The sequence below is a fragment of the Bradyrhizobium genosp. SA-3 genome, from assembly GCF_004212635.1.
Classification (GTDB): domain Bacteria; phylum Pseudomonadota; class Alphaproteobacteria; order Rhizobiales; family Xanthobacteraceae; genus Bradyrhizobium.
In genome coordinates this window covers 23808-46167 of sequence record NZ_PSRT01000028.1, presented here as the reverse complement: position 1 = coordinate 46167, position 22360 = coordinate 23808, and the positions used below count along the sequence as shown (strand labels likewise).

The following is a 22360-nucleotide window of genomic DNA, read 5'->3' as shown; positions in this document are numbered from 1 at the left end:
TCTCTTTAGGAGTCTGACTTCGGACGCTGTCCGAGGAAAAAGGACGAGGACTTCAGCGGCGCGAAGCTCGGCCGCTTCAGGCCGGCGCCGATGAGCGGCGCGGTATCGGTGGGAGCCTTGATCGACGCGGTGGTCGCGGCACCTTGCGGCGCATCCGGCGTGCAGCTGCCGGCGACGAAGCTCGGCTCCGGCCCAAGCACCGTGCCGCGGCGGGCGTATTTGTCGTAAGTGAGCGGCAGGGTGTTGTTCAGGCCCTCATGGCCGTTGCCGCCCTTGGCGTCGATCGCCATCATCTCGCTCTGGCACATCTTGCCGGTCTCGACGCACATGTTGAGGATCAGGCGGTAGAGATCGGAATCGACGGTGCCGTAGCGGCGGACTGGTTCGTTCTGGCTGGGCTTTTCGAGCTGGAGATATTCGGCGCGGCCGAGCGAGCCGCCGGCCGACTTGGCGCTGGCGATCCAGGCATCAAAGCCCTTCTCGTCGAGACCCTGGAAGTTGAAGTGCATGCCGGAGAAGCCGGCGCCACTATAGTTCGCCGAAAAGCCCTTGTAGGTGCCGGCGTGGTTGACGACGGCGTGGAGCTTGGTCTCCATGCCCGGCATCGCGTAGATCTGGCCGGCGAGCGCGGGAATGTAGAACGAGTTCATCACCGAGGACGCGGTGATGCGGAAGGTGATCGGACGATCGACCGGAGCTGCCAGCTCATTGACGGTGGCGATGCCGTAGTCAGGGTAGATGAAGAGCCACTTCCAATCGAGGGCGACGACGTCGACCTCGAGCGGAGCCTTGGACTGGTCCACGGCGCGCTCCGCATGGATGCGGCCGAGCGTGCGATAGGGGTCGAGCAGATGCGTGCCCATCCAGGTCAGTGCGCCCAGGCAGACGATGATCAAGAGCGGCGCCGACCAGATCACCAGTTCGAGTTTGGTCGAGTGGTCCCATTCCGGCTCGTAGCGAGCCGAGCTGTTGGATTGGCGGTAGCGCCAGGCGAATAGCACCGTGAGCGCCATCACGGGGACGACGATCAGGAGCATCAGGACGGTGGAGATGATGACGAGGTCGCGCTGCTGGGCAGCGATATCGCCGGCTGGCGCCAGCACGACGTAGTCGCAACCGCTAAGCGCGGCAGCCAGAGGTAGTAGCGCCAGGATCTTGAGACGAGACACGGGCCGAGCCTTATGAGAATGAGTTTCCTTTGCGGGGCCAACGGGTAGCTGCGGCGCAACAATCCGGACATTGGACAATTTGTCCAATGTTGCAGTGCGGAATGTTGGGTCAGAGAGGGCCAGATTGCCTGGCGTCCCGCCGGGCGGTCGGCTTTGGTTTTCAGGACGTTAAGGGCGCACGCATGGCGACGGCACAGACCCCCGCAATGGCAGACCTCCACTCGGGCGAGCACGGCCACGACCAGGCCAGTCCCGGCGAGATCGCCATCGGCGTCATTATTGGCCGCACCTCGGAATTCTTCGACTTCTTCGTCTTCGCGATCGCTCGGTGATCGTGTTCCCGCGCCTGGTGTTCCCGTTCGCGAGCGAGCTGACCGGTACCCTCTATTCCTTCATGATCTTCGCGCTGGCCTTCATGGCCCGGCCGATCGGCACCGTCATTTTCATGACGGTCGACCGCGCCTACGGCAAGACGGCCAAGCTGATCTCGGCGCTGTTCCTGCTCGGCACCGCCACCGTCGCTCTCGCGTTCCTGCCCGGCTATCACGAGATCGGCGTCGCCGCGATCTGGCTGCTGGCGCTGGCGCGTCTCGCCCAGGGTCTGGCCTGGGGCGGCGCCTGGGACGGTCTCGCTTCGCTGCTGGCGCTGAATGCACCGCCTTCGAAGCGCGGCTGGTACGCGATGGTGCCGCAGCTCGGGGCCCCGCTCGGCCTGATCGTGGCGAGCGCGCTGTTCGCCTATTTCGCCGGCAACCTCTCGGCCGATGACTTCTTTGATTGGGGCTGGCGCTATCCGTTCTTCGTCGCCTTCGCCATCAACGTCGTGGCGCTGTTCGCGCGCCTGCGCATGGTGACGACGGAAGAATATTCCTCGCTGTTCGAGACCCGCGAATTGCAGCCGGCGCGCATCTCCGACACCGTCGCGCGCGAAGGCCAGAACATCATGCTCGGCGCCTTCGCGCCGCTGGCGAGCTTCGCGCTGTTCCACATGGTCACGGTGTTTCCGCTGTCCTGGGTGTTCCTGTTCACCCGCGAAAGCCCGGTGCGCTTCCTGATCATCGAGATCGTCGCCGCCGTGTTCGGGGTCGTCGCAATCGTGCTCTCCGGCATCATCGCCGACCGCGTCGGCCGCAAATCGCTGCTGATGGGATCGGCGGTCGCGATCGCGATCTATAGCGGCTTTGCCCCGCAATTGCTCGACGCAGGTGCGTTCGGCGAGACCATCTACATGGTGATCGGCTTCATCCTGCTCGGCCTGTCCTTCGGCCAGTCCTCGGGCGCGATCGCCTCGAACTTCAAGCAGACGTACCGTTACACGGCTTCGGCGCTGACCTCGGATATGGCCTGGCTGTTCGGCGCCGGCTTCGCTCCGCTGGTGGCGCTACTGCTCGCGACCAATCTCGGCGTCATCGCCTCAGGTGCGTACCTGCTGTCGGGCGCGTTCTGGACCCTGCTCGCGCTCTGGCTCAGCGGCCAGCGCGAGGCGGGCGATATGGACGCGGGGCGGTAAGGCTCAAGCATTAGCCACATAACAGCCGTCGTCCCGGCGAAGGCCGGGACCCATACCCCCAGGGAGGGGTTGTGGCGCATACTGGCAACCACGAGTCTTCGCCAAACTACGGCCTGTGGTTATGGGTCCCGGCCTTCGCCGGGACGACGGCAGAGATTGTAGCGCGAGTATGTCAATCCGCCACGATCTTCACGCGGTCGCGCACCTTCACCTGGGCGTTGCGATCGAGGCCGTTGAGCACGCGGAAACGTTCGGCGGGGTGATCGACGCCGGCCATGCGGTGGGACAGCGATTCCACGGTGTCGCCGGGCTGCACGGTGATGACCTTGATCCGTAGCGGGCGCGCGGCCTGGATCTCGTCGAGCGTCAGGCGGCGGAATGAGTTGACGGTCTCGCGCGCGTTGCGGTCGCTCTCGGTCGACTTCTGCCGTGTCGCGAAGATAAAGCGGTAGACGTCGCTGCCGAAGCGCAGTGCATAGACCTTGAACTGCCACTGATCGCCCTTGGCGGTGGCGGACGCCGCCGGAAAACCGTTGATGGTGAGGTCTTCGGTCGAGGCCTTCTCGACGCCCTCCATCCAGCCGGAGTTCAGGTAATCGCCGAGCGACTGCTCGGCCGGCACCCGCACCACGTCGAAGCGCATCGCCTGCGAGCCGCCGTCGCGCACGCCGATCACGGCCTGCGCGGTGTTGTCGAGCGTGAAATTGTCCGGCGCCTGGAAGGTGAAGCCGAGCTTCGGATGCAGGAACCTGCGGCCGCGGACAAAACCTTCGCTGGGGTCTTCGCCATAAACGAGGTTGTCGATCGCGGCGAGATAGGTTTCGCGGTCGCGTTCGGCGCCCTCGGGCGCAGCATATTGCCGCGCGATGGTCTGCGCATTCTGCACGCGCTCCGGGGTTGCCGGATGCGACGAGGTGAAATCCTGCGCGCGCGGATCGAGCGAGCTCTTGCCGGCCTTCAGCTCGGCATTGCGCTCCATCGCTGAAAGGAAGCGGGCCGCACCATAGGGGTCGAAATGTGCGCGGGCGGAAATGCCGACGCCGATGCCGTCGGCCTCGATCTCCTGCTTGCGCGAGAAGCTCGCCATGGTGAGCTTGGTCTTGGCGAGCGCCAGCGCGGTGAGATCGGGATCGTTGCTCATGTCGGTGACGACGCGGGTGACGATCGCGGCCTGGCGCGCCTGATCCTCGCGCATCGCGGCGTGCTTGGACAGCACATGCGCCATCTCGTGGCTGAGCACGGAGGACAATTCCGAGGTGTCGCTGGCGAGCGCGAGCAGGCCGCGCGTGACGTAGAGTTGGCCGTTCGGCAGCGCGAATGCGTTCACCGCGCCGGAATTGAGGATGGTGACCTTGTAGCCCTGATCGGGGCGGTCGGAGGCTGCGACCAGCCGGTCGACGGTCTTGCTGACAAGCGATTCGAGCTTGGGATCGTCATAGTTCCCGCCATAACTCGCCAGGATGCGCTCATGCTCCTTCTCGGTGGCGGGGGTCTGCGCGACAGCAGGCTTCGGCTTGGGCATCGCCACAACCGGCGGGGTCGCAGCGGTTTGGAACCGGCCCATGTCGCCGCAACCCGCCAACGCCGTGCCCAGGACAAGGCATAGCGCGACCGGCGCAGCCCGCAGGCGGCGGCCATCACCTCGTTCGTGCCGTTCTAGCACCCCATTCACGTCGCTTAACCCGTGCCCGGCCCTTTTAGGGCCTTACCCCTGTCGGCTCGTTTGCGCCTAGCAACTCGACCTGTCCCACGAGGCGTATATCGATACGCGGTCCCGTGTTTCCCTCGACCCAGCCCCGAACTCGAATACGTCTATTCTCCAGGGACTTAAGGGTAATTCCGGCGCTTTCGAACGCCGGTAGCGTGCGCTTTGAGATAGTCGCCGCAAAGCCGCGTGTCCAGTTCCGTCCGAAGTTGAGGTAGGTCATTGCCCCAGCTTGCCGGACCGACAGGACTTTGCCCTCGACCACCATAAAGCGCCCGATCCCCGCCAAAATATCGTCCGGACTTTCCGCGTTTTTTATGGCCGACAGGTCAGCCCAGTTGCCCTTTTTTTGGCGCCGCGCCTCGGCCTCCGACGCCATCAGAGCGGCCGCGCAGTCCCTGTCCGCGATCTCGGCGGAGACGATGGCATCGCCCTGGGCGAGCAGCGTCGCCTGCACGGAGGTATCGCTTTCGCCGACGAAGACCAGCGCGTTCTGGCGGCCGTAACGATCGGGCGTGTCGTCAGGGCTCCGCAGTGTCACGTCGCGGCCGGCGAGCAGCGCGGTCAGTGCCTGCTTCGTCGTCGCCGTCGGCTCGATGCCGGTGAGGCGGATCTCGCGGCCGTCGTCGAGGCGGATGCTGCGCGCATCGACGACCGCGGCGACACGGCCGTCGCCTTGGGACTCGAATTGGCATGGCGCGGCAAACGCAGCGCGACTTGCGACGAGAAGACATGCGACGATGAGATGAAGCCGTTGCGTCACGTGACCCGGAGAGGTTGTGTTGTACTTCGATCTTAACCCAAACGGTGCCAACGACGAAGGGGCACTCGTAGGGTGGGCAAAGCGAAGCGTGCCCACCTCTTTGGTCCGTCGCTCCGGGCTGGTGGGCACGGCGCGAAGAGTGCGCCTTTGCCCACCCTACGGCAGATCATGTGATGCTTCGCCATTGCCTCACACGCCGTCATTGCGAGGAGCGGAGCGACGAAGCAATCCAGACTATCTCCGCGGAAAGACTCTGGATTGCTTCGCTGCGCTCGCAATGACGTGGAAGCATTTGTCCGCCTCTCACTATTCCGCTTTGCGGAAATCTGGCGCCGAACCTGCGGCCTCGTCGCGCCTCGCGCTTGCTGCCCTCTCGCGCATGCGGCATGATCGCGGCAACAACGATAACCAAGCCGCCATCAGAGCACGGCGCGATAAGGGAGGTCTTTTCCGATGAAGCATATTCTGGCGGGCATTTTTGCTGCCGCGTTTGCTCTCAGCGCGAGCGTCGTGCAGGCGGAGGACAAGCCGCCGCTCAAGATCGGCGGCATCCTCGATATGTCGAGCCTCTATGCCGACATCACCGGCCCCGGCAGCGAGACCGCGGCCAAGATGGCTGTCGAGGACTTTGGCGGCGAGGTGCTGGGCCGCAAGATCCAGGTGCTGGCGGCCGACCATCTCAACAAGGCCGATCTCTCCGCCAACATCGCCCGCGACATGCTCGACAACCAGGGCGTCGAGATGATCTACGACGTCGCGGCGTCCGCGACCGCGCTCGCTGCCGGCGAGATTGCGAAGGCGCGCAACAAGATCATCATCTTCAACGGCCCCGGCTCGATCCGCCTCAGCAACGAAGCCTGCGGGCCCTATACCGTGCACTACGTGTTCGACACGTTCGCCCAGGCCAACGTGACCGGCCTTGCCGCCGTGAAGTCGGGCCTCGACACCTGGTTCTTCCTCACCGCCGATTATGCCTTCGGCCAGGACCTAGAGAAGGACACCAGCAACGTCGTCACCAAGACCGGTGGCAAGGTGCTCGGCAACGTGCGTCATCCGCTCAACACCTCGGATTTCTCGTCGTTCCTGCTCCAGGCGCAGGCCTCGAAGGCCAAGGTGATTGGTCTTGCCAATGCCGGCGGCGACACCGTCAACGCCATCAAGCAGTCGGCGGAGTTCGGCATCATGAAGGGCGGCCAGAAGGTCTCGCCGCTGCTCGCCTTCGTCACCGATATCGACTCGATCGGTCTCGAGACCGCGCAGGGCCTGTTGCTGGCCGAAGCGTTCTACTGGGACATGAACGACGAGACGCGCGCCTTCTCCAAGCGCTTCCAGGAGCGCGTGAAGCGACCGCCGACCTCGGCACAGGCCGGGGTCTATTCCTCCGTGACGCATTATCTGAAGGCGGTGAAGGCGGCCGGCACGACCGACACTGCTCCGGTGATGAAGGTGATGAAGGAGACGCCGATCAACGACTTCTTCGCTCATAACGGCAAGATCCGCGAGGACGGCCGCATGATCCACGACATGTACCTGTTCGAGGTGAAGAAGCCGTCGGAGTCCAAGGGCCGCTGGGACGATTACAAGCTGCTCGCCACCGTGCCCGGCAATGAGGCGTTCCAGTCGCTCGAGCAGTCGCGCTGCGCGCTGGTGAAGAAATAAAGATCGTCATTGCGAGCGAAGCGAAGCAATCCAGAGATGTTTCCGCAGAGTCAGTCTGAATTGCTTCTTCGCAAGAGCTCCTCGCAATGACAAGAGTGACGATAGACCGAGCAAAACAACAACAAGGGAGACACCCCATGAGCAACGACATGGTCCTGCAGAAGCTCGAAGGCGGGCTGCTCACCATCACCATGAACCGGCCCGAGCGCAAGAATGCGCTCAACCCCGACATGGTGCGCGGGCTGGTCGAGGCAGCGCGGCGCGCGGCTGACGATCCGGAGGTGCGCGCTGTGCTGTTCAAGGGCGCGGGCGGCAGCTTCTGTGTCGGCGGCGACGTCAAGTCGATGGCGGAGGGTCGGACGCCGCTGCCTTTCGAGCAGAAACTCGCAAACCTGCGCCGCGGCATGGAGGTCTCGCGCATCCTGCACCAGATGCCAAAGCCCGTCGTGGCGCAGCTCGACGGTGCGGCGGCCGGCGCCGGTCTGTCGATGGCGTTGTCCTGCGACCTGCGCATCGCCAGCGAGTCCTGCAAGATCACGACGGCCTTCGCCAAGGTCGGCTTCTCAGGCGACTACGGCGGGACCTATTTCCTGACGCAGCTGCTCGGCAGCGCGCGGGCGCGCGAGCTCTATCTGATGTCGCCGGTCCTCACCGCGAAGGAGGCGCATGCGATCGGCATGGTGACCAAGGTCGTGCCCGACGCCGAGATCGACGCCGCCGCCCACGAGCTCGCGCTGTCGCTGGCGCAGGGGCCATCGATCGCGCTCGGCTTCATCAAGCGCAACATCAACAATGCCGAGCATTTGGCGCTGGAGGATTGCTTCGACGGCGAGGCGATCCATCACACCCGTTGCGGCGACACCGAGGACCACAAGGAGGCCGCCAAGGCCTTTGTCGAGAAGCGCAAGCCGACCTTCAAGGGTGCATGACGATGGCGCCCTATATCCGGCTGCGTCAGATCTGCCTGGTTGCGCCGCAGCTTGAGCCTGTCATCACGGATATCGCCAGGATCATGGGGCTCACCGTGTGCTATCGCGACGGCAATGTCGCGAAATACGGTCTGGAGAACGCGCTGCTCCCGGTCGACACGATCCTGCTGGAGGTCGTGGCGCCCTTCAAGGACGGCACCACGGCCGGCCGCTTCATCGAGAAGACCGGCGGTCGCGGCGGCTACATGGCGATCTTCTGCTGCGACGATCCGGACGAGCGCGGCCGCAACGCCAACGCGCTTGGCGTGCGCACGGCCAACGTCATCGACCATGCACCGTATCACGGTGTGCAGCTCCACCCCCGCGACTGCCGCGCCGCCTTCATCGAGTTCAACCACACCGACGGCAGCGACGACATTCTGGGCGCCTATCCGCCGGCGGGACCCGATTGGCAAAAATTCATCCGCAAGGATGTGACGCAGGCACTGAGGGCCGTGGAGATGCAGAGCCCGGATCCGGTCGGGCTGGCGGAGCACTGGGGCAGAATCATCGGTGTTGCGCCAAGCGCCGATGCCGAACTGAAGCTGCCCAACGCAACCTTCCGCTTCGTGAGGGGCGCCAGCGAGATCATGAGCGCGCTGGAGTTTCGGGTGACGGATGCGGCACGTGTGCTGCATGCCGCGCGAGAGAAGGGGCATGCGGTTGCCGGCAGCGAGTTCTTGTTAGGTGGGGTAACGTTCCGGCTCGTTGCTTGACCACTTGCGACATTTCTCGTTGTGTCGTCATGCCCGGGCTTGTCCCGGGCATCCACGTTCTTGACGATCGTTGAGAAGCAAGACGTGGATAGCCGGGACAAGCCCGGCCATGACGGGGATAGCACCAGATCAACAACTGGAATCTGCACATGCCGCATCCGCTCGACAGCTTCTTCGCGCCCGCCAGCATCGCGCTGATCGGGGCCTCGCGCGATCACGAGAAGATTCCGGGGCGGTTGCTGTCGATGCTGCGCAAGAACGATTATCCCGGCAAGATCTATCCGGTGAACCCGAACTATGCCGATATCGACGGGCTCGCCTGCTACACATCGATCGCCGAGATCGGCGCGCCGATCGATCTCGCCGTCATCGTCATTCCGGCGCGCGCGGTGCTGCCTGCGCTCGAGCAATGCGCCGTCGCCGGCGTCAAGAACGCCGTGATCATCTCTTCCGGCTTTGCCGAGGAGGGCGGCGACAGCGCCGCGATGCAGGAGGCGATCTCGGCGCTGGCGAGGCGCACCAGCATGCGGATCTCCGGCCCCAACGCCGAGGGCTTCTTCAGCCAGGTGCAGCGCGTGGCGGCCACCTTCAGTCCCGCGGTGGACGTCAAGCCGGGTGTGGTGCCGCTGGTCGCGACGCAAAAGCGGATCGGCATCGTCGCGCAAAGCGGCGGCATCGGCTTTGCCTATTACCATCGCGCGCGGGCGATCGGCATCGCCGTGAGCTACGTCGTCAGCGCCGGCAACGAATCCGATCTCGGTGCCGGCGAGTTCCTGGACTATCTGGTGCAGGACACCTCGACCGACGTGATACTGCTGTTCATCGAAGGCATCCGCGACGTCGACAAGTTTCTGACCGCCGCGCGGCGCGCCGCCGAGACGAGGAAGCCCATCATCGTGACAAAAGTCGGCCGCTCCGGCGCAGGCCAGCGCGCGGCGACCTCGCACACGGCGAGCATGGCCGGCTGGTCGACGGCCTATGACGCGGTGTTCGCGAAATACGGCTTCATCGTCTCCAACGATCTCGACGAGGCGTTGACGATCGCGGCGCTGCTCGCCAGCAATCCGCTGCCGAAGGGCGATCGCGTCGCCGTCGTCACCGTCTCCGGCGGCGCCGGCATCTGGGGTGCTGATGCCGTGGCACTGCAAGGCTTGCAGGTGCCGGAGCTCTCCGAAACGATCCAGGCGGGGATCCGAACGCTGATGCCGTCCTACGGCACCGCGCGCAACCCGATCGACGTCACCGCGCAAGGCGTGACCTCCGGCGGATTGCAAAAGAGCATCGATCTGCTCACCGCCTCCGACGAGGTCGATGCGGTGCTGGTGGTGCTGTCACTGTCGAGCGAGGTGCGCAAGCCGTTCGACGAGGCCGAGCTGACGCCGGCGCTGGCGGCGCAGAAGAAGCCGGTCGCGTTCTACTCCTACACGGTCCCCTCCGAGTTCGCGCGGCGGGAGCTCGCGCAATCCGCTGTCGTGGTCCTCTCGGGTTTGACTCATGTCGGCGTCGCGATGCGGCGGCTCGTCGACTACGCGAAATTCAAGCTGCCGAAACCCCGCGGATGAGACGCGGTTGCCGGTGCGCGATCTCTCTGCGCATTTGAAGTCGCAAGCATTGTCCGAGGCCGACAGCAAGGCATTGCTCCGCACCGCCGGCATCGCGCTGCCGAACGAAGTGCTGGTGACGGACAAGGCCGGGCTGGATGAAGCGGTCGCCCGCGTGGGCTTTCCGCTGGTGATGAAGATCCAGTCGCCCGACATCGCGCACAAGAGCGAGGTCGGCGGCGTGCGCGTCAACATCACCACCAAGGGCGAAGTCTTCCTGGCGTTCGAAGCGCTGCTGGACAATGCGCGCACGCAGCGGCCGGACGCGGCGATCCAGGGTGTGCTGGTTGGCCCGATGGCGAAGCGCGGCGTCGAGATCATCGTGGGAACGATGACGGACCAGACGTTTGGGCCGATGGTGATGGTCGGGCTCGGCGGCGTCACCACTGAACTGTTCCGCGACGTCATCTATCGCCCGGCGCCTGTCGGTGCGGAGGAGGCGGGCGCGATGCTGGCGGGATTGAAGGCGGCGCCGCTGCTGAACGGATTTCGTGGGGCGGCGAAAGCGGATGTCACAGCGCTGGCGCAATTGATCGCAGATGTCTCAGTGCTCGCCGCACGGCATGCACAGGAGATCGCGGAGATCGAGCTCAACCCGGTGCTGGTGCACCCGGAGGGGCAGGGCGTGACGATCGTCGACGCGCTGGTGGTGAGAAGGATATAGCCGCCCAATGCACAGCTGTCGTCCCGGCGAAGGCCGGGACCCATAACCACAGGATCGGGTTTGGCGAAGACTCGTGGTTACCAGCGTCGTGCCACACTTCTCCCTGGGGTTATGGGTCCCGGCCTTCGCCGGGACGACATGGGAGGTTATGGCGACGTCAGACCGATACGGCGAAACGTTGCAGCAATCACCTTCCTTTAAAATTCGCCACGCGCCGCTCCTCCGTCGCCTTCACGCCCTCCTTGAAGTCTTCCGTCGCGCGGAGCCGCGTCTGCTCGGCGAGCTCGTGATTGGTCGCGGCCATGACGCGGTCGGCGAGGCCGGCGCGCATCGTGGCGCGGGTGGAGAGCAGGCCGAGCGGGGAGCATTCGGCGATCTCGCCGGCGAGCTTCATCGCGGCTGATTTCACCTGGTCCTGCGGCACCAGCTCGTTGGCGAGGCCCCACTTCACCGCTTCTTCGCCGGTGACGCGGCGGCTGGTATAGAACATCAGCTCGGCGTTGTTCTTGCCGATCAGCTCGGGCAGCGTCACGGTCAGGCCGAAGCCGGGATGGAAGCCGAGCTTTGTGAAGTTCGCGGAGAAGCGGGCTTCGGGGCAGGTGACGCGGAAGTCGGCCGATACCGCAAGACCGAGGCCGCCGCCGATGGCGGCGCCCTGCACGGCGGCGACGATCGGCTTCTTGGCGCGGAAGATGCGCACGGCCTGAATGTAGAGATAGTTGATCGGCCCGAGACTGTCGGCCGGATCGCCCTTCTTCTCGGCCTCGCGCGCCTCCTGCGCCTGCCGCGCCGGATCCTGGAAATTGGCGCCGGCGCAGAACGCCTTGCCCTGTGCCGAGAGAACGGAGGCGCGGATCTCGATGTCGCGATCGAACTCGTCGAGCGCATCTGCGATCTGATTGATCAGCGAAATATCGAAGAAGTTGAGCGGCGGCCTGCGGATCTCGATGGTGCCGACGTGGCCGACCTTCTCGACGCCGATATCTTTATAGGTGGTCATATGGCCTCCTGTATCTCGATCTGTCAGTAGCGAAGAATCACCTCGCCCAGAGGGAGAGGTCGGCGCGTAGCGCCGGGTGAGGAGCTGCGGTCCCTAGTGAGGGCGTAACCCCTCACCCGATTTGCTGGCGCAAATCGACCTCTCCCTATGGGAGAGGTGGACGGAGCGTGTGGCCGGAAGTTCGTTCTCATCAGAATCAGCGCAAACCAAGCCCGCGGGCGATGATGCCGCGCAGCACCTCGGTGGTGCCGCCCTGGATGGTGAGTTTGGGTGCGGTCTTGATGGCGAAGTCGAGCTGCCGCTCCAGCGTCTCGCGGTTGGTCGCGGTCTCCTCGACGAAGGCGGCGAGATCGCGCACCCGGTGCGGCAGCTGCTGCTCCCAGACCGTGCCGATGTCCTTGACGATCGACGCTTCCACCACCGGCTCCTTGCCGGCCTGCAGCATGCCGGCGACCGAGACCGACATGCGCCGCATGGTGTGGAGCTGCGCGACGAGGCGCCCGATGCCCTCGGCACTGCGCGTGTCCGGGTTGGGACCGATCGCGCGCACCAGCTCGGTCAGCACGTAATAGGTTTCGAGGAAGCGTTCGGGGCCCGAACGCTCATAGGCAAGCTCTGATGTCGCCTGCTTCCAGGCGCCATCGACCTCGCCGAGCACATGATCGTCGGGAATGAAGTGATCGGTGAAGACGACCTCGTTGAACTCGTACTGGCCGGTGATCTGCCCGATCGGGTTCACCTGGATGCCGGGCTGCTTCATCTTGACCAGGAACTGGGTCAGGCCGTGGCGGCGGTTTTCCTTGGTCGGCGGCGAGGTCCGGAAGATTGCGATCATGTAGTCGGCGATATGCGCCGACGAGGTCCAGATCTTGGTGCCGTTGATGAGATAGCCGCCGTCGGTCTTGGTCGCGCGCGTTTTCGCCGCGAACAGGTCGGAGCCCGAGTTCGGCTCGCTCATGCCGATGGCGAAACAGATCTCGCCGCGGCAGATGCGCGGCAGGATCTCCATCTTGATGTGCTCGGGCGCGTATTTCAGCAGCACCGGCCCGCTCTGGCGGTCGGCGACGAAGAAGCGCCGCGTCGGCGCATTGGCGACGCGCATCTCCTCGGTCACCACGTAACGTTCGAGGAAAGAGCGCTCCTGGCCGCCGTATTTTTTGGGCCAGGTCATGCCGAGCCAGCCCTTGGCGCCGACCCGGCGGGAGAATTCCGGCGCGTCGGTGTCTTCGCGGTTGGGCTTGTGCGGATCGAAAGTGCCGGCGGCAATTTCCTCGGCGAGGAAAGCGCGCACTTCCTTGCGCAATTGCTCGCATTTTTCGGGCAGGCGGATCGGATCGAAACGGAGGGCAGCGGTCATTGTGGTCGTTCCCTGATCAGCGCGAAGCCACGAGCGGCCACAATTCATCGGCGCCGCGGTTTGCCACGAGCTTGCCGAGCTCGACGGCCCAGTGGCTTTCCGAACCGAAATCGTCGCGCCAGGCCAGCGCCCGCAGCGAATAGCGGTGCAGGATGTGCTCCATGGTGAAGCCGATTGCGCCGTGAACCTGGTGGGCGATGCCGCCGCCTTTCTCCGCAGCTTCCGCGCAACGGATCTTTGCGGAGGCGGCTTCGAGATAGACCTCGTCGTCGAACGATTTTGCGCTCGCGATGGCATCGGCTGCCGAGGTCGCGGCCGCAAGCGCTGCGGCGGATTCACCGGCGAGGCGTGCGAGATTGTGCTGCACCGCCTGGAATTTCGAGATCTTTTTCTCGAAGGCGACGCGCTCGTTGGAATAGCGGACGGAGATATCGAGCATCGATTCCAGCGCGCCGGCGATCTGGAGGCTGCGCGCGACGCCGCCCATCAGCATCAGAATGGTCTGATCAAAACCTTTCGGCGCGGGTTTGAGGGTGACGGGCTGAACCTTGTCGAGCGTCACGGTGTCGCTGTGGTCGTAGCCGACGTTGAGGCCGGACTCGATCCGGCCCTTGCCGGCATCGACCAGCGCGATCGAGACGCCGTCCTTGCCATGCGCCAGCACCGCAAAATGCTTCGCCGCTTTGGCAAAGGGCACCCCGCGCGCGCGGCCGGAGAGCGCGCCGTCGGCACCGAGCGTGATGCGATCCCTTGGCGAGGCCGGCAGCACCGTCATCTCGCCCTCGGGCGATGCGATCTTGGCCTGCGCCAGCAGCCAGCCGGCTAGCATGGTCTCGGCCAGGGGGACGGCGACCGCAAAGCGGCCCGCAGCGTTCAGAAGCGCAAAACCGTCGGCAAGGCTGGCGCCGGAGCCGCCGAGGTCGTCAGGCACCCACGATAGCGGCAGGCCGGCCTCGCTCAGCGCCTGCCACAGCGGCGCTTGCCAAGAATTCTTCTTGTCGTTGTTGATGGTTTGCGGATCGGCGAGATCGGCGAAGATTTTTTCCGCGGTCTCGACGACGATGTTGTCACTCTCCGCCACAGCGTTCCCCGTGTTTTGCCATTGGCGCGTCCGCCCAGGTGGGCCGGCGCGCGGGTTCTTCTTGCGCCCGATGATCGGAAAAAGCCATGGCCCTGACAAGCGTTGATCGCAGGTCAACCTGCGGCGTGGGCATGGGCGCAAGGACCAATAGGAGGCTAATTCCGCTTAGCGGAGTTTGCTCGATTTGCAGGGCGCGGCAAACTCGCTAAACAAGGCGCCGACGTCAGAGACAGGGGAAGGAAACCAGGATGGCCAAGGACAGTTTGTGCGCAATCGTGACGGGGTCGGCATCCGGCCTTGGTGCCGCAACCGCGGAAATTCTCGCGCGGAACGGGGCCCGGCTCGTCATCAACTATTCCTCGAGCCAGAAGGAAGCCGAGGCCACGGCTGAGCTCTGCCGCAAGGCCGGCGCCGCGGAAGTCCTGGTCGCGCAGGGCGACGTCTCGAAGGATGGCGATTGCCGCAAGATCGTCGCGGCGGCGGCCGGGTGGGGCCGGCTCGACGTGCTCGTCAACAATGCCGGCACCACCAAGCACGTCGCCCATGCCGATCTCGACGGCTTATCGGCGGAAGATTTCCAGCGCCTCTACGGCGTCAACACCATCGGCCCATTCCAGATGGTGCGCGCGGCACGCAGCCTGCTCGAGGCTGGCGCGAAGGCCTCGGGCCGGCCGTCGGCTGTGGTCAACGTGTCATCGGTCGCCGGCATCAGCGGCGTCGGCTCGTCAATCGCCTATGCCGCCAGCAAGGGCGCGCTCAACACCATGACGCTGTCGCTGTCGCGTGCACTGGCGCCGCTGATCCGCGTCAACACGGTGTGCCCCGGCTATATCGACACGCCCTGGTTCACCAAGGGCCGCGGCGAGGCCGGGGCTAAGCAGGTGCGCGACAGCGTGGTCGCGAAGGTGCCGCTCAAGGTCGCCTCGAGCGCGGAAGACATCGCGCAGCTCGTCTGTTTCCTGGCGATGCCGGCCTCCAGCAACATGACCGGCGAGGTCGTGCGCATGGATGCGGGGATGCATTTGATTACGTGATTGCGTTCGTCGAGCGCGGCAAACACCGCTGTCGTCCCGGCCTAGTGCGCAATTGCGCACGGGGGCCGGGACCCATAACCACCGAGAGGAGTTTGGCGGAGACTCGGAGTTGTCAATCTTAGCCAAACCACTCCCTGTGGTTATGGGTCCCGGATCGGCGCGCGCTTGAGGCGCGCTTGTCCGGGACGACGACGGGGTGAAATCTCACCCCTTGATCACGCCGCTCGCGACCAGGCGGTGCCAGATGAACAGCACCACCACTGCGCCGACCGTGGCCATGATGAAGCCGGCGCCCTGGTCGGGGCTGTAATGGCCGATGGCCTGGCCGACGAAGGTCGCCAGAAACGCGCCGGCGATGCCGAGAATGGTGGTGAGGATGAAGCCGCTCGGATTGTTCGGCCCCGGCGCGAGCCAGCGCGCGATGAGGCCGGCGACGAAGCCGACGAGGATGATCCACAACAGGCCGCCCATGCTCATGACAGTGCTCCCCTCCCTTTGACGATATCAGATGCGACCCGAGAGCTCGTTCTCGGTCGGCAGCCTCCCGTCTGGCGTCAAATGGTCGATCACCTGCGGCAGATACTGGCTAAGCCCGGACAGCAGCTCCTCGCGTGACAGGCCGCTTTGGGCGGACAGGCTGTCGATCTGGTCGGCGCCGAGCGCGCTGGCGAGATCGCCCGGCGCGATCGGCTTGTTCTGGCCCTTGCCGACCCAGGAATTTGCGGTGTCGCCGTGTCCGCTCTGCTGGAGCTGGTTGAGGAGATCGCCGAGCCCGCCGCTGAGCACGGTACCGGCCGCGCCGCCCGCGAGTAGGCCGCCGAGCCCGCCCTTGAGCAAATCGCTGAGGCCACCGCCCGCGCCGGCGTTGACCGGCGGCGGTGCAGGCGTCGGCGACGGTTGCGGCGCCGTGCCGGATTGGTTTGCGGTGATGTGCTTGAACGCCTTCCAGGCGAGCAGGCCGAGCAGCGCCATGGTCATCGGCGACATTCCGCCGGAGGATTTCTCTGAGCTGGGCGCGCTGGGGCCGCGCGGGCCGTTCTGCATGCCGTTGAGGACGTCGAGTAGACCCATGGTGCTCTCCTTTGGCGTCTCGTTCGGCGAGCGCTCGCCGCTGACAGGCTCCCCCGGGGCGAAAACATATGGGGCGGTCATGACGGTTACAAGGCGGCTGCGACGCGATGGGCAGCCGGTCTCGCCTCTGCTATCGAAGGCCGGTCATTCAGGGAGCGAGATCAGTGGTTACGGATCGACCGATCGTGGTGGCCGGCGCAGGCGCCATCGGCTGTTTCGTCGGCGGCATGCTGGCGGCCGCGGGCCGCCGCGTCGCGCTGCTGGTGCGGCCGCGGGTGAAGACCGAGATCGAGCGGTTCGGCCTGCGGCTGACCGATTTCGACGGCTCCGAGAACAAGCTCGGTGCTGGCCAGCTCGCGTTGTCGGAGGATCCTTCGATCTTCCACAGCGCCGGCATCGTGCTGGTGACGGTGAAGAGCGCCGACACCGCCGATGTCGCGGAGCAGATCGCGCAGCATGCGCCGCAAGACGCCGTTATCGTCTCGCTTCAGAACGGCATTGGCAATGTAACAGTGCTGCGCGAGCATCTCGGCGATCGGCGCGTGCTCGCTGGCATGGTGCCGTTCAACGTGATCGCGATGGGTGAGGGCCGTTTCCACCGCTCGACCTCCGGCGACATTCATGTTGGTGAGGACGATGCGAACACAGCTCTCGCGCTGTCGGTGGCCGGCCTCACGGTACGCGCGAGCCGCGACATCACCGGCGTGCAATGGGGCAAGCTGATCATCAATCTGAACAATGCGCTCAGCGCGCTGTCCGACATGCCGCTCGCCGCGCAACTGGCGAACCGCGACTGGCGAAGGCTGTTCGCGGACCAGATGGCGGAGGGCCTGGCCGCGCTGAAGGCCGCCGGCATCGCGCCGGTCTCGGCAACACCGATCCCAATGGGATGGACGCCGGCCTTGCTGCGGCTGCCCGACGTGATCTTCAACGCAATCCTGGGACGCACGATGAAGATCGATCCCGAAGCGCGCTCCTCGATGTGGCAGGACCTGAAGCACGGGCGCAAGACCGAGATCGACTATCTCCAGGGTGCGGTCATCGCGCTGGCCGAGCAAAACAATGTGGATGTGCCGCTGATGCGCCGCATTGTTGCGCTGATCAAGGAAGCCGAAGTTGCCGGCAATGGCCCGCCTCGGCTGACGCCGCAGCAGATTCGCAGGTTAGCGTGAGTGAAGGAGGAGCGCGATGAAGCGTTGTTTGACGATTGGGATCGCGCTGGCCGCACTCTGCGGCGCATCGACGCTCGCTTATGCAAGGCCGCCGACGGTCGTGAACTCTCCGGGCTATGACGCGCGATTGCAGGAGAGCCGCAAGGCATTGAGTGCTTCGCCAACGGCAGCGCCGGCAAATGCGCCGACGATCAAACCAAGGCGCACCAAGAAGAAGCGCGCGAATTGAAGCCAACCTCGGCGCAACACCCTCCGCTGTCGTCCCGGACAAGCGCGCCCAAAGCGCGCGCAGATCCGGGACGACAGCAGAGTTTGCGGTGGCTAGCCCTTCTTCGCCGGCTTGGTCGGCGTTGGACTGAACAACTTCTTCAAATCGTTCAAGCTTTCCGACAACCGCGGCCATTCGCAGGAGAAGGAGCCTTTGGTGCAGGGCGCGCCCTTTCGCTGGCCGACATTCTGCTGCACTTTCGGCCGCTCGACCGGAACGGGCACGCGTTCGACCTCGGTTCGCAGTGCGACCTGCTGGAACTGCTGTACCTGTTGTTCCTGCTGCTCGCGCTGCTGACGCGCGGTGGCTTGGGCGGCTTCATTAATGCGGCGCTGGTTGGCGAGATAGGCGGTGTAGGCTGCGTCGATCTTCTTCTGCTCTTCCGGGGTCGGATTCGGCCCGGCGATGTCGAAGGTGCGATCCTGGAGGAAGTCGTAATAGGAATAGCCGCCGCCAGCCTTGCGGCGGCCGGCGAATTTGGCGTTGCAGTCGGCAAGCGCCGCGGTCTTCTCAGCCTTGGTTGGGGATTTTTCGGCGGCGTCGGCGCATTCCTCGAAGTCGACGGGCGCGCGCTTCCACCATTGCGCCTGGGCATGCGGCAAGGTCAGCAGAAAAAATCCTGCTGCGGCAACGAGAAGCGCCGCACGACGCGATGCAACTACGACCGACATTCTACGAGAGCATTCCTTGCAAAACTCAACCCGCCCTGAGTCGAGTCGGATTTTTGCCTCTTTATCGCCGGCTTGTCACCCATGGAACCCGGGAATTTCATGGCTGGGCTGCTGACATTTTTTGCTTGACGTGGCGCGCGAGTCACAGCCGCGCGCAGACGATGTGCTTAGACTTTTATCGATTTGAATTCGAAGGGGAATGTCCGTCATGCGAGCGCTGGCCGGTCTCGTCGCAATCGCGCTGGTGCTGATTTGCGGCCATGCCTTCGCGGCGGACGAAGCGGCGCCCAACCGCAAGCCGGTGAGGGCGATTGCCGATGCGCGGCTCGCGGTCGGCGGCCAGGGCATTCTGCCGCTCTACCTCTCCAGCGACTGGTCGATGCCGCTGCCGGCGATCTCGCGCGCGATCATCGTGCTGCATGGACGGCTGCGCAATGCCGACGAATATTATCCCTCAGCCCACACCGCGCAGGTGGCAGCGGGCGACGACGGCAAGCGCGCACTCATGATCGTGCCGCAGTTCTTGGCGGAGATCGATGTCGAGGCCCACAAGCTGCCGGCAGATATGCTGCGCTGGTCGTTGGAGGGATGGCAGGGCGGCGACGCCGCGCTGGCGCCCAATCCGGTCTCCTCGTTCGAGGCGCTCGATGCGATCCTGGCAAAACTCTCGGACCGGCGCATCTTTCCGAACCTGAAGCAGGTCGTGATCGCCGGCCATTCCGGCGGCGGCCAGGTCGCGCAGCGCTATGCCATCGCCGGCAAGGGCGAGGCGGCGCTATCGCGCCAACACATCGATGTCCGCTACGTCGTCGCCAACCCGTCGTCCTATGCCTATTTCAGCGCCGAGCGGCCGGTGCCCGCCATCACCGCTTCCTGCCCGGACTACAACAATTGGAAATACGGCATGGGCGAGCGGCCGCCCTATCTTGCGAACGTCACGCCGGCTGCGCTCGAACAGCGCTATGTCGAGCGCGAGGTGATCTATCTGCTCGGCACCCTCGACACCAATCCGGAGCATCCCGCGCTCGACAAGAGCTGCATGGCGAAGGCGCAAGGCGCCACGCGCTACGCCCGCGGTCACGCCTATGCGGAGGCGATGGCCAAGCGCAACCACGGTACGCCCAATCACCGGGTTTGGGACGTCGCGGGCGTCGGCCACGACGCCGACAAGATGCTGACCTCGACATGCGGGCTCGCGGCGCTGTTCGATAGTCCGGGCTGCGGCGCGGAGCGCTGATGCGCATGTCTTGAAGGCTTGCGGCTTGAAGGCTCGTCTCCGGCTGTTACACTTCGCACCGTGAGCGCCTCATCGTGAGGCGGCGCCAAGAAGACGAAGTGGAAACGCCTGATGCTGCTGCCCCTGTCCGACGTGCCGCGCTGGTACGCTGAACGCAAACCGCACGGCACGATCGCCGTCCGTCATGGGCAGAATACGCTGACATGGGACGAGCTCGAGCGCGGCGCCAACCGGCGCGCGCGGGCGTTCATGGCCAGGGGCGTCAAGCCCGGCGATTTCGTCGCGATCGGTTTGCCCAACGGCAACGCGTTCTTCGAGACTTCCTTTGCGGTGTGGAAGTGCGGGGCGACGCCGACCTCGCTGTCGTGGCGGCTGCCGCGCGGCGAAGTCGCCGCGGTGCTCGACATCCTCAAGCCGGCGCTCGTGGTCGGCGGCGAGGCCGATTGGAACGCGCCGAACCGCCTGCCCGCGGATTTCGTGCCGCAAGGTTTTTCGGACGAGCCACTCAATCCGCCGGTGGCGCGCTACTGGAAGGCCATGACCTCAGGCGGCTCGACCGGCCGTCCGAAGGTGATCCTCGACCATCATCCGGCGGTGACCGACACGGTCGCTGCGCCGCCGCTCAACATCCCCTTCGGGGTCTCGTTGCTCAATCCCGGTCCGCTCTATCACAATGCGCCGTTCATCGTGTCGCATTACGCGCTGTTCACGGGCGGCCAGCTCACCGGCCTCGTCAAGTTCGACGCCGAGGACACGCTGCGGCAGATCGAACGTGAGCGCGTGCAATGGGTCAATTTCGTGCCGACCATGATGCACCGGATCTGGGCGCTGCCGGAGAGCGTGCGCAATGCCTACGATCTCTCGAGTCTACAGACGGTCTTCCACATGGCGGCGCCGATGCCGCCCTGGCTGAAGGAGAACTGGATCGTCTGGCTCGGCCCTGACAGGATCTGGGAGCTCTATGGCGGCACCGAGCGCCAGGGCTCCTGCATCATCTCCGGTACGGAATGGCTGACGCACAAGGGCTCGGTCGGCAAGATCGGCGACATGGCGAAGCTTCGCATCATCGGCGAGGACGACAACGACGTCGCGCCGGGCGAAACCGGCGAGATCTATTTCCTCAACAATGACGGCAAGGACGCCACCTATCACTATCTCGGCGCCGAGTCGAAGCGCCGCGCTGACGGCTGGGAATCGCTCGGCGATATCGGCCGGCTGGACGCGGAAGGCTATCTCTATCTCGGCGACCGCCTCGCCGACATGGTGCTGCGCGGCGGCGCCAACATCTATCCGGCCGAGGTCGAGGCCGCCGTCTCCGCCTGCCCCGGCGTGCGGTCCTGCGTCGTGGTGGGATTGCCCGATCCGGAATTGGGCCAGCGCGTGCATGCCATCATCGAGCCGGAGCTTGATGCGGACGGCCAGGCGCTCGCCGACGGCATGGCCGATTTCCTGAAGGATAGGCTCAGCCGCTACAAGCATCCGGAGAGTTTCGAGATCGTCAGCGCCCCGCCGCGCGATGATTCCGGAAAAGTTCGCCGCACGCTGTTGCGCGACGAGCGCGCGGCGTGGATGAAGGAGGGGCGCGCCTTCCGGATTCTGCCGGCGAAGGCGCGGGCGCACGCCGACTGAGACACATCACGGAAGGACTGACCAGATGAGCATCACCATCGCTGCCAACAGCGTGCCGAAGCCGCCGCCGGCCGAGATCATCGAGGCTTTCGCGGCGCGCCGACTTCGGTGATTTCCGACAATCTCGCCCGGTTGCCCGGTGCCGTGGGGCTGAAGCGGTATCATCGCGGCGGCAAGCTGGTGGGGACGGCCTTCACCGTGCGCACGCGCCCCGGCGACAATCTCGCCATCCACCGCGCACTCGAGCTGGTCGGTCCCGGCGACGTCATCGTGGTCGACGGCGGCGGCGACGAGACCCGGGCCCTGGTCGGCGAGATCATGAAGAACATCGCCCAGTGGCGCAAAGCCGAAGGCTACGTCATCGACGGCGCGATCCGCGATGTTGCGGCCTTCGCGGCCGACGACTTTCCCTGCTACGCCCGCGCCGTGATCCATCGCGGCCCCTACAAGAACGGTCCCGGTGAGATCAACGTGCCCGTGACGATCGGTGGCAGCGTGATTGTGCCCGGCGACATCGTCGTCGGCGACGAGGACGGCGTGGTGTCGTTTCCCGCCGCGGGTGCTGCCGCGCTGCTCGAAGCCGTCCGCGCCCAGGTCGCGCGCGAGGAGGAGACACTGAAGGCGATCCGCGAAGGCCGTTACCAGGGCTCGTATGGAAAATCCTGATCAGGCGAGAACGAAGGGGAGGATGGCGTGAGCCAGAAGGACGAATTCCATAACATTGATAATCCCAGCGACGGATTGTTTCGCGAGCTCGCGGCGGGAGTGACCACGCGCATCTTCTCCGGCGAGCAGGCGATGCTGTCGGTGGTGACGCTGGCACCGCATGCGCAGGGCACGCTGCACCATCATCCCGAGGAGCAATGGGGCGTGCTGCTCGACGGCTCCGCCGTCCGCGTCCAGGGCGATGAGGAAATCCCGGTGAAGAAGGGCGATTTCTGGCGCACGCCCGGCAACGTGCCGCACACCATGCGCGCCGGCCCCGACGGCGCCCGCGTGCTGGACATCTTTAGTCCGCCGCGGCCAGAATACAGAAAACCGGGGTCGGGCTTCGGGACGACCTAAGCGCTTCGCGCTTAGGTTAT

At 65.1% G+C, this 22360-nt stretch carries 20 protein-coding genes and 2 pseudogenes; 13 read left to right on the top strand and 9 right to left on the bottom strand.

The genetic code is table 11. The features are described 5' to 3' along the window. Positions 1-5: 5 nt before the first annotated feature. The gene (cyoA, locus tag CWO91_RS12175; protein WP_130213662.1) at positions 6-1169 is read right to left on the bottom strand and encodes a ubiquinol oxidase subunit II; all 1164 of its coding nucleotides are present in this window, start codon (positions 1167-1169) and stop codon (positions 6-8) included. A 182-nt stretch (positions 1170-1351) separates the two neighbouring features. On the opposite strand from cyoA, the pseudogene CWO91_RS12170 reads away from it, so the two are divergent. Then, positions 1352-2679 (top strand): annotated as a pseudogene (locus CWO91_RS12170) (MFS transporter). Between the two features lie 172 nt (positions 2680-2851). Here the strand turns inward: CWO91_RS12170 and CWO91_RS12165 are convergent. Beyond that, positions 2852-4243, bottom strand: coding sequence for a M48 family metalloprotease (locus CWO91_RS12165; RefSeq protein WP_245471225.1), 1392 nt, complete (start codon positions 4241-4243; stop codon positions 2852-2854). 133 nt (positions 4244-4376) lie between these two features. Continuing rightward, positions 4377-5198 (bottom strand): thermonuclease family protein, encoded by an 822-nt coding sequence (locus CWO91_RS12160; protein ID WP_130213661.1) that lies wholly within the window; start codon positions 5196-5198, stop codon positions 4377-4379. A gap of 402 nt (positions 5199-5600) precedes the next feature. Between CWO91_RS12160 and CWO91_RS12155 the strand changes: the two genes are divergently transcribed. From CWO91_RS12155 to CWO91_RS44220, 5 genes are all read left to right on the top strand, one after another. Next, positions 5601-6806, top strand: a complete 1206-nt coding sequence (locus CWO91_RS12155) for an ABC transporter substrate-binding protein (RefSeq protein ID WP_130213660.1) — start codon at positions 5601-5603, stop codon at positions 6804-6806. Positions 6807-6943: 137 nt separating this feature from the next. After that, positions 6944-7735, top strand: coding sequence for an enoyl-CoA hydratase (locus tag CWO91_RS12150; protein ID WP_130213659.1), 792 nt, complete (start codon positions 6944-6946; stop codon positions 7733-7735). Positions 7736-7737: 2 nt separating this feature from the next. After that, positions 7738-8490: a hypothetical protein gene (locus tag CWO91_RS12145; protein ID WP_165405381.1), complete on the top strand. Its 753-nt coding sequence runs from the start codon at positions 7738-7740 to the stop codon at positions 8488-8490. Positions 8491-8639: 149 nt separating this feature from the next. Continuing rightward, entirely contained in the window at positions 8640-10052 is a 1413-nt protein-coding gene (locus tag CWO91_RS12140; protein ID WP_245471224.1) for an acetate--CoA ligase family protein, read from the top strand. 13 nt (positions 10053-10065) lie between these two features. After that, complete coding sequence (locus CWO91_RS44220) at positions 10066-10755, top strand: acetate--CoA ligase family protein (protein ID WP_245471223.1); 690 nt, start codon at positions 10066-10068, stop codon at positions 10753-10755. A gap of 187 nt (positions 10756-10942) precedes the next feature. On the opposite strand, the gene CWO91_RS12135 is transcribed toward CWO91_RS44220, so the two are convergent. From CWO91_RS12135 to CWO91_RS12125, 3 genes are all read right to left on the bottom strand, one after another. Beyond that, positions 10943-11755 (bottom strand): enoyl-CoA hydratase/isomerase family protein, encoded by an 813-nt coding sequence (locus CWO91_RS12135; RefSeq protein WP_130213657.1) that lies wholly within the window; start codon positions 11753-11755, stop codon positions 10943-10945. 196 nt (positions 11756-11951) lie between these two features. After that, positions 11952-13112, bottom strand: a complete 1161-nt coding sequence (locus CWO91_RS12130) for an acyl-CoA dehydrogenase family protein (RefSeq protein WP_128940312.1) — start codon at positions 13110-13112, stop codon at positions 11952-11954. Between the two features lie 16 nt (positions 13113-13128). Beyond that, complete coding sequence (locus tag CWO91_RS12125) at positions 13129-14193, bottom strand: acyl-CoA dehydrogenase family protein (protein ID WP_130213656.1); 1065 nt, start codon at positions 14191-14193, stop codon at positions 13129-13131. A gap of 248 nt (positions 14194-14441) precedes the next feature. Between CWO91_RS12125 and CWO91_RS12120 the strand changes: the two genes are divergently transcribed. Then, complete coding sequence (locus CWO91_RS12120; RefSeq protein WP_130213655.1) at positions 14442-15227, top strand: SDR family NAD(P)-dependent oxidoreductase; 786 nt, start codon at positions 14442-14444, stop codon at positions 15225-15227. Between the two features lie 204 nt (positions 15228-15431). On the opposite strand, the gene CWO91_RS12115 is transcribed toward CWO91_RS12120, so the two are convergent. Both CWO91_RS12115 and CWO91_RS12110 read right to left on the bottom strand, forming a co-directional pair. Further along, positions 15432-15704 (bottom strand): GlsB/YeaQ/YmgE family stress response membrane protein, encoded by a 273-nt coding sequence (locus CWO91_RS12115; protein ID WP_206732771.1) that lies wholly within the window; start codon positions 15702-15704, stop codon positions 15432-15434. A 27-nt stretch (positions 15705-15731) separates the two neighbouring features. Then, complete coding sequence (locus tag CWO91_RS12110) at positions 15732-16298, bottom strand: YidB family protein (protein ID WP_130213654.1); 567 nt, start codon at positions 16296-16298, stop codon at positions 15732-15734. Positions 16299-16462: 164 nt separating this feature from the next. Here CWO91_RS12110 and CWO91_RS12105 point away from each other — a divergent pair, with 164 nt between their 5' ends. Together CWO91_RS12105 and CWO91_RS12100 are read left to right on the top strand one after the other, a co-directional pair. Then, positions 16463-17470, top strand: a complete 1008-nt coding sequence (locus CWO91_RS12105) for a 2-dehydropantoate 2-reductase (RefSeq protein ID WP_130213653.1) — start codon at positions 16463-16465, stop codon at positions 17468-17470. A 16-nt stretch (positions 17471-17486) separates the two neighbouring features. Then, on the top strand, positions 17487-17699 hold the full coding sequence (locus CWO91_RS12100; protein ID WP_130213652.1) for a hypothetical protein: 213 nt from the start codon (positions 17487-17489) through the stop codon (positions 17697-17699). Between the two features lie 92 nt (positions 17700-17791). Here the strand turns inward: CWO91_RS12100 and CWO91_RS42875 are convergent, their stop codons facing one another. Next, a complete protein-coding gene (locus CWO91_RS42875; RefSeq protein WP_165405380.1) occupies positions 17792-18409 on the bottom strand; it encodes a hypothetical protein in 618 nt (205 codons plus the stop codon). 208 nt (positions 18410-18617) lie between these two features. Between CWO91_RS42875 and CWO91_RS12090 the strand changes: the two genes are divergently transcribed. From CWO91_RS12090 to CWO91_RS12075, 4 genes and pseudogenes are all read left to right on the top strand, one after another. Continuing rightward, entirely contained in the window at positions 18618-19646 is a 1029-nt protein-coding gene (locus CWO91_RS12090; protein ID WP_165405384.1) for an alpha/beta hydrolase, read from the top strand. Positions 19647-19757: 111 nt separating this feature from the next. Then, complete coding sequence (locus CWO91_RS12085; protein WP_130213650.1) at positions 19758-21275, top strand: AMP-binding protein; 1518 nt, start codon at positions 19758-19760, stop codon at positions 21273-21275. A gap of 25 nt (positions 21276-21300) precedes the next feature. Continuing rightward, a pseudogene (locus tag CWO91_RS12080) lies at positions 21301-21941 on the top strand (RraA family protein). 27 nt (positions 21942-21968) lie between these two features. Next, positions 21969-22340, top strand: coding sequence for a cupin domain-containing protein (locus CWO91_RS12075; protein WP_130213649.1), 372 nt, complete (start codon positions 21969-21971; stop codon positions 22338-22340). The last annotated feature ends 20 nt before the right edge of the window (positions 22341-22360 follow it).

What these genes read in the sequence shown, in the direction of transcription:
- CWO91_RS12165 (WP_245471225.1), bottom strand. Translation starts at nt 4,243, where the DNA reads ATGGGCCGGTTCCAAACCGCTGCGACCCCGCCGGTTGTGGCGATGCCC.
- CWO91_RS12155 (WP_130213660.1), top strand. Translation starts at nt 5,601, where the DNA reads ATGAAGCATATTCTGGCGGGCATTTTTGCTGCCGCGTTTGCTCTCAGC.
- CWO91_RS12150 (WP_130213659.1), top strand. Translation starts at nt 6,944, where the DNA reads ATGAGCAACGACATGGTCCTGCAGAAGCTCGAAGGCGGGCTGCTCACC.
- CWO91_RS12145 (WP_165405381.1), top strand. Translation starts at nt 7,738, where the DNA reads ATGGCGCCCTATATCCGGCTGCGTCAGATCTGCCTGGTTGCGCCGCAG.
- CWO91_RS12140 (WP_245471224.1), top strand. Translation starts at nt 8,640, where the DNA reads ATGCCGCATCCGCTCGACAGCTTCTTCGCGCCCGCCAGCATCGCGCTG.
- CWO91_RS12135 (WP_130213657.1), bottom strand. Translation starts at nt 11,755, where the DNA reads ATGACCACCTATAAAGATATCGGCGTCGAGAAGGTCGGCCACGTCGGC.
- CWO91_RS12130 (WP_128940312.1), bottom strand. Translation starts at nt 13,112, where the DNA reads ATGACCGCTGCCCTCCGTTTCGATCCGATCCGCCTGCCCGAAAAATGC.
- CWO91_RS12120 (WP_130213655.1), top strand. Translation starts at nt 14,442, where the DNA reads ATGGCCAAGGACAGTTTGTGCGCAATCGTGACGGGGTCGGCATCCGGC.
- CWO91_RS12115 (WP_206732771.1), bottom strand. Translation starts at nt 15,704, where the DNA reads ATGAGCATGGGCGGCCTGTTGTGGATCATCCTCGTCGGCTTCGTCGCC.
- CWO91_RS12110 (WP_130213654.1), bottom strand. Translation starts at nt 16,298, where the DNA reads ATGGGTCTACTCGACGTCCTCAACGGCATGCAGAACGGCCCGCGCGGC.
- CWO91_RS12100 (WP_130213652.1), top strand. Translation starts at nt 17,487, where the DNA reads ATGAAGCGTTGTTTGACGATTGGGATCGCGCTGGCCGCACTCTGCGGC.
- CWO91_RS42875 (WP_165405380.1), bottom strand. Translation starts at nt 18,409, where the DNA reads ATGTCGGTCGTAGTTGCATCGCGTCGTGCGGCGCTTCTCGTTGCCGCA.
- CWO91_RS12090 (WP_165405384.1), top strand. Translation starts at nt 18,618, where the DNA reads ATGCGAGCGCTGGCCGGTCTCGTCGCAATCGCGCTGGTGCTGATTTGC.
- CWO91_RS12085 (WP_130213650.1), top strand. Translation starts at nt 19,758, where the DNA reads ATGCTGCTGCCCCTGTCCGACGTGCCGCGCTGGTACGCTGAACGCAAA.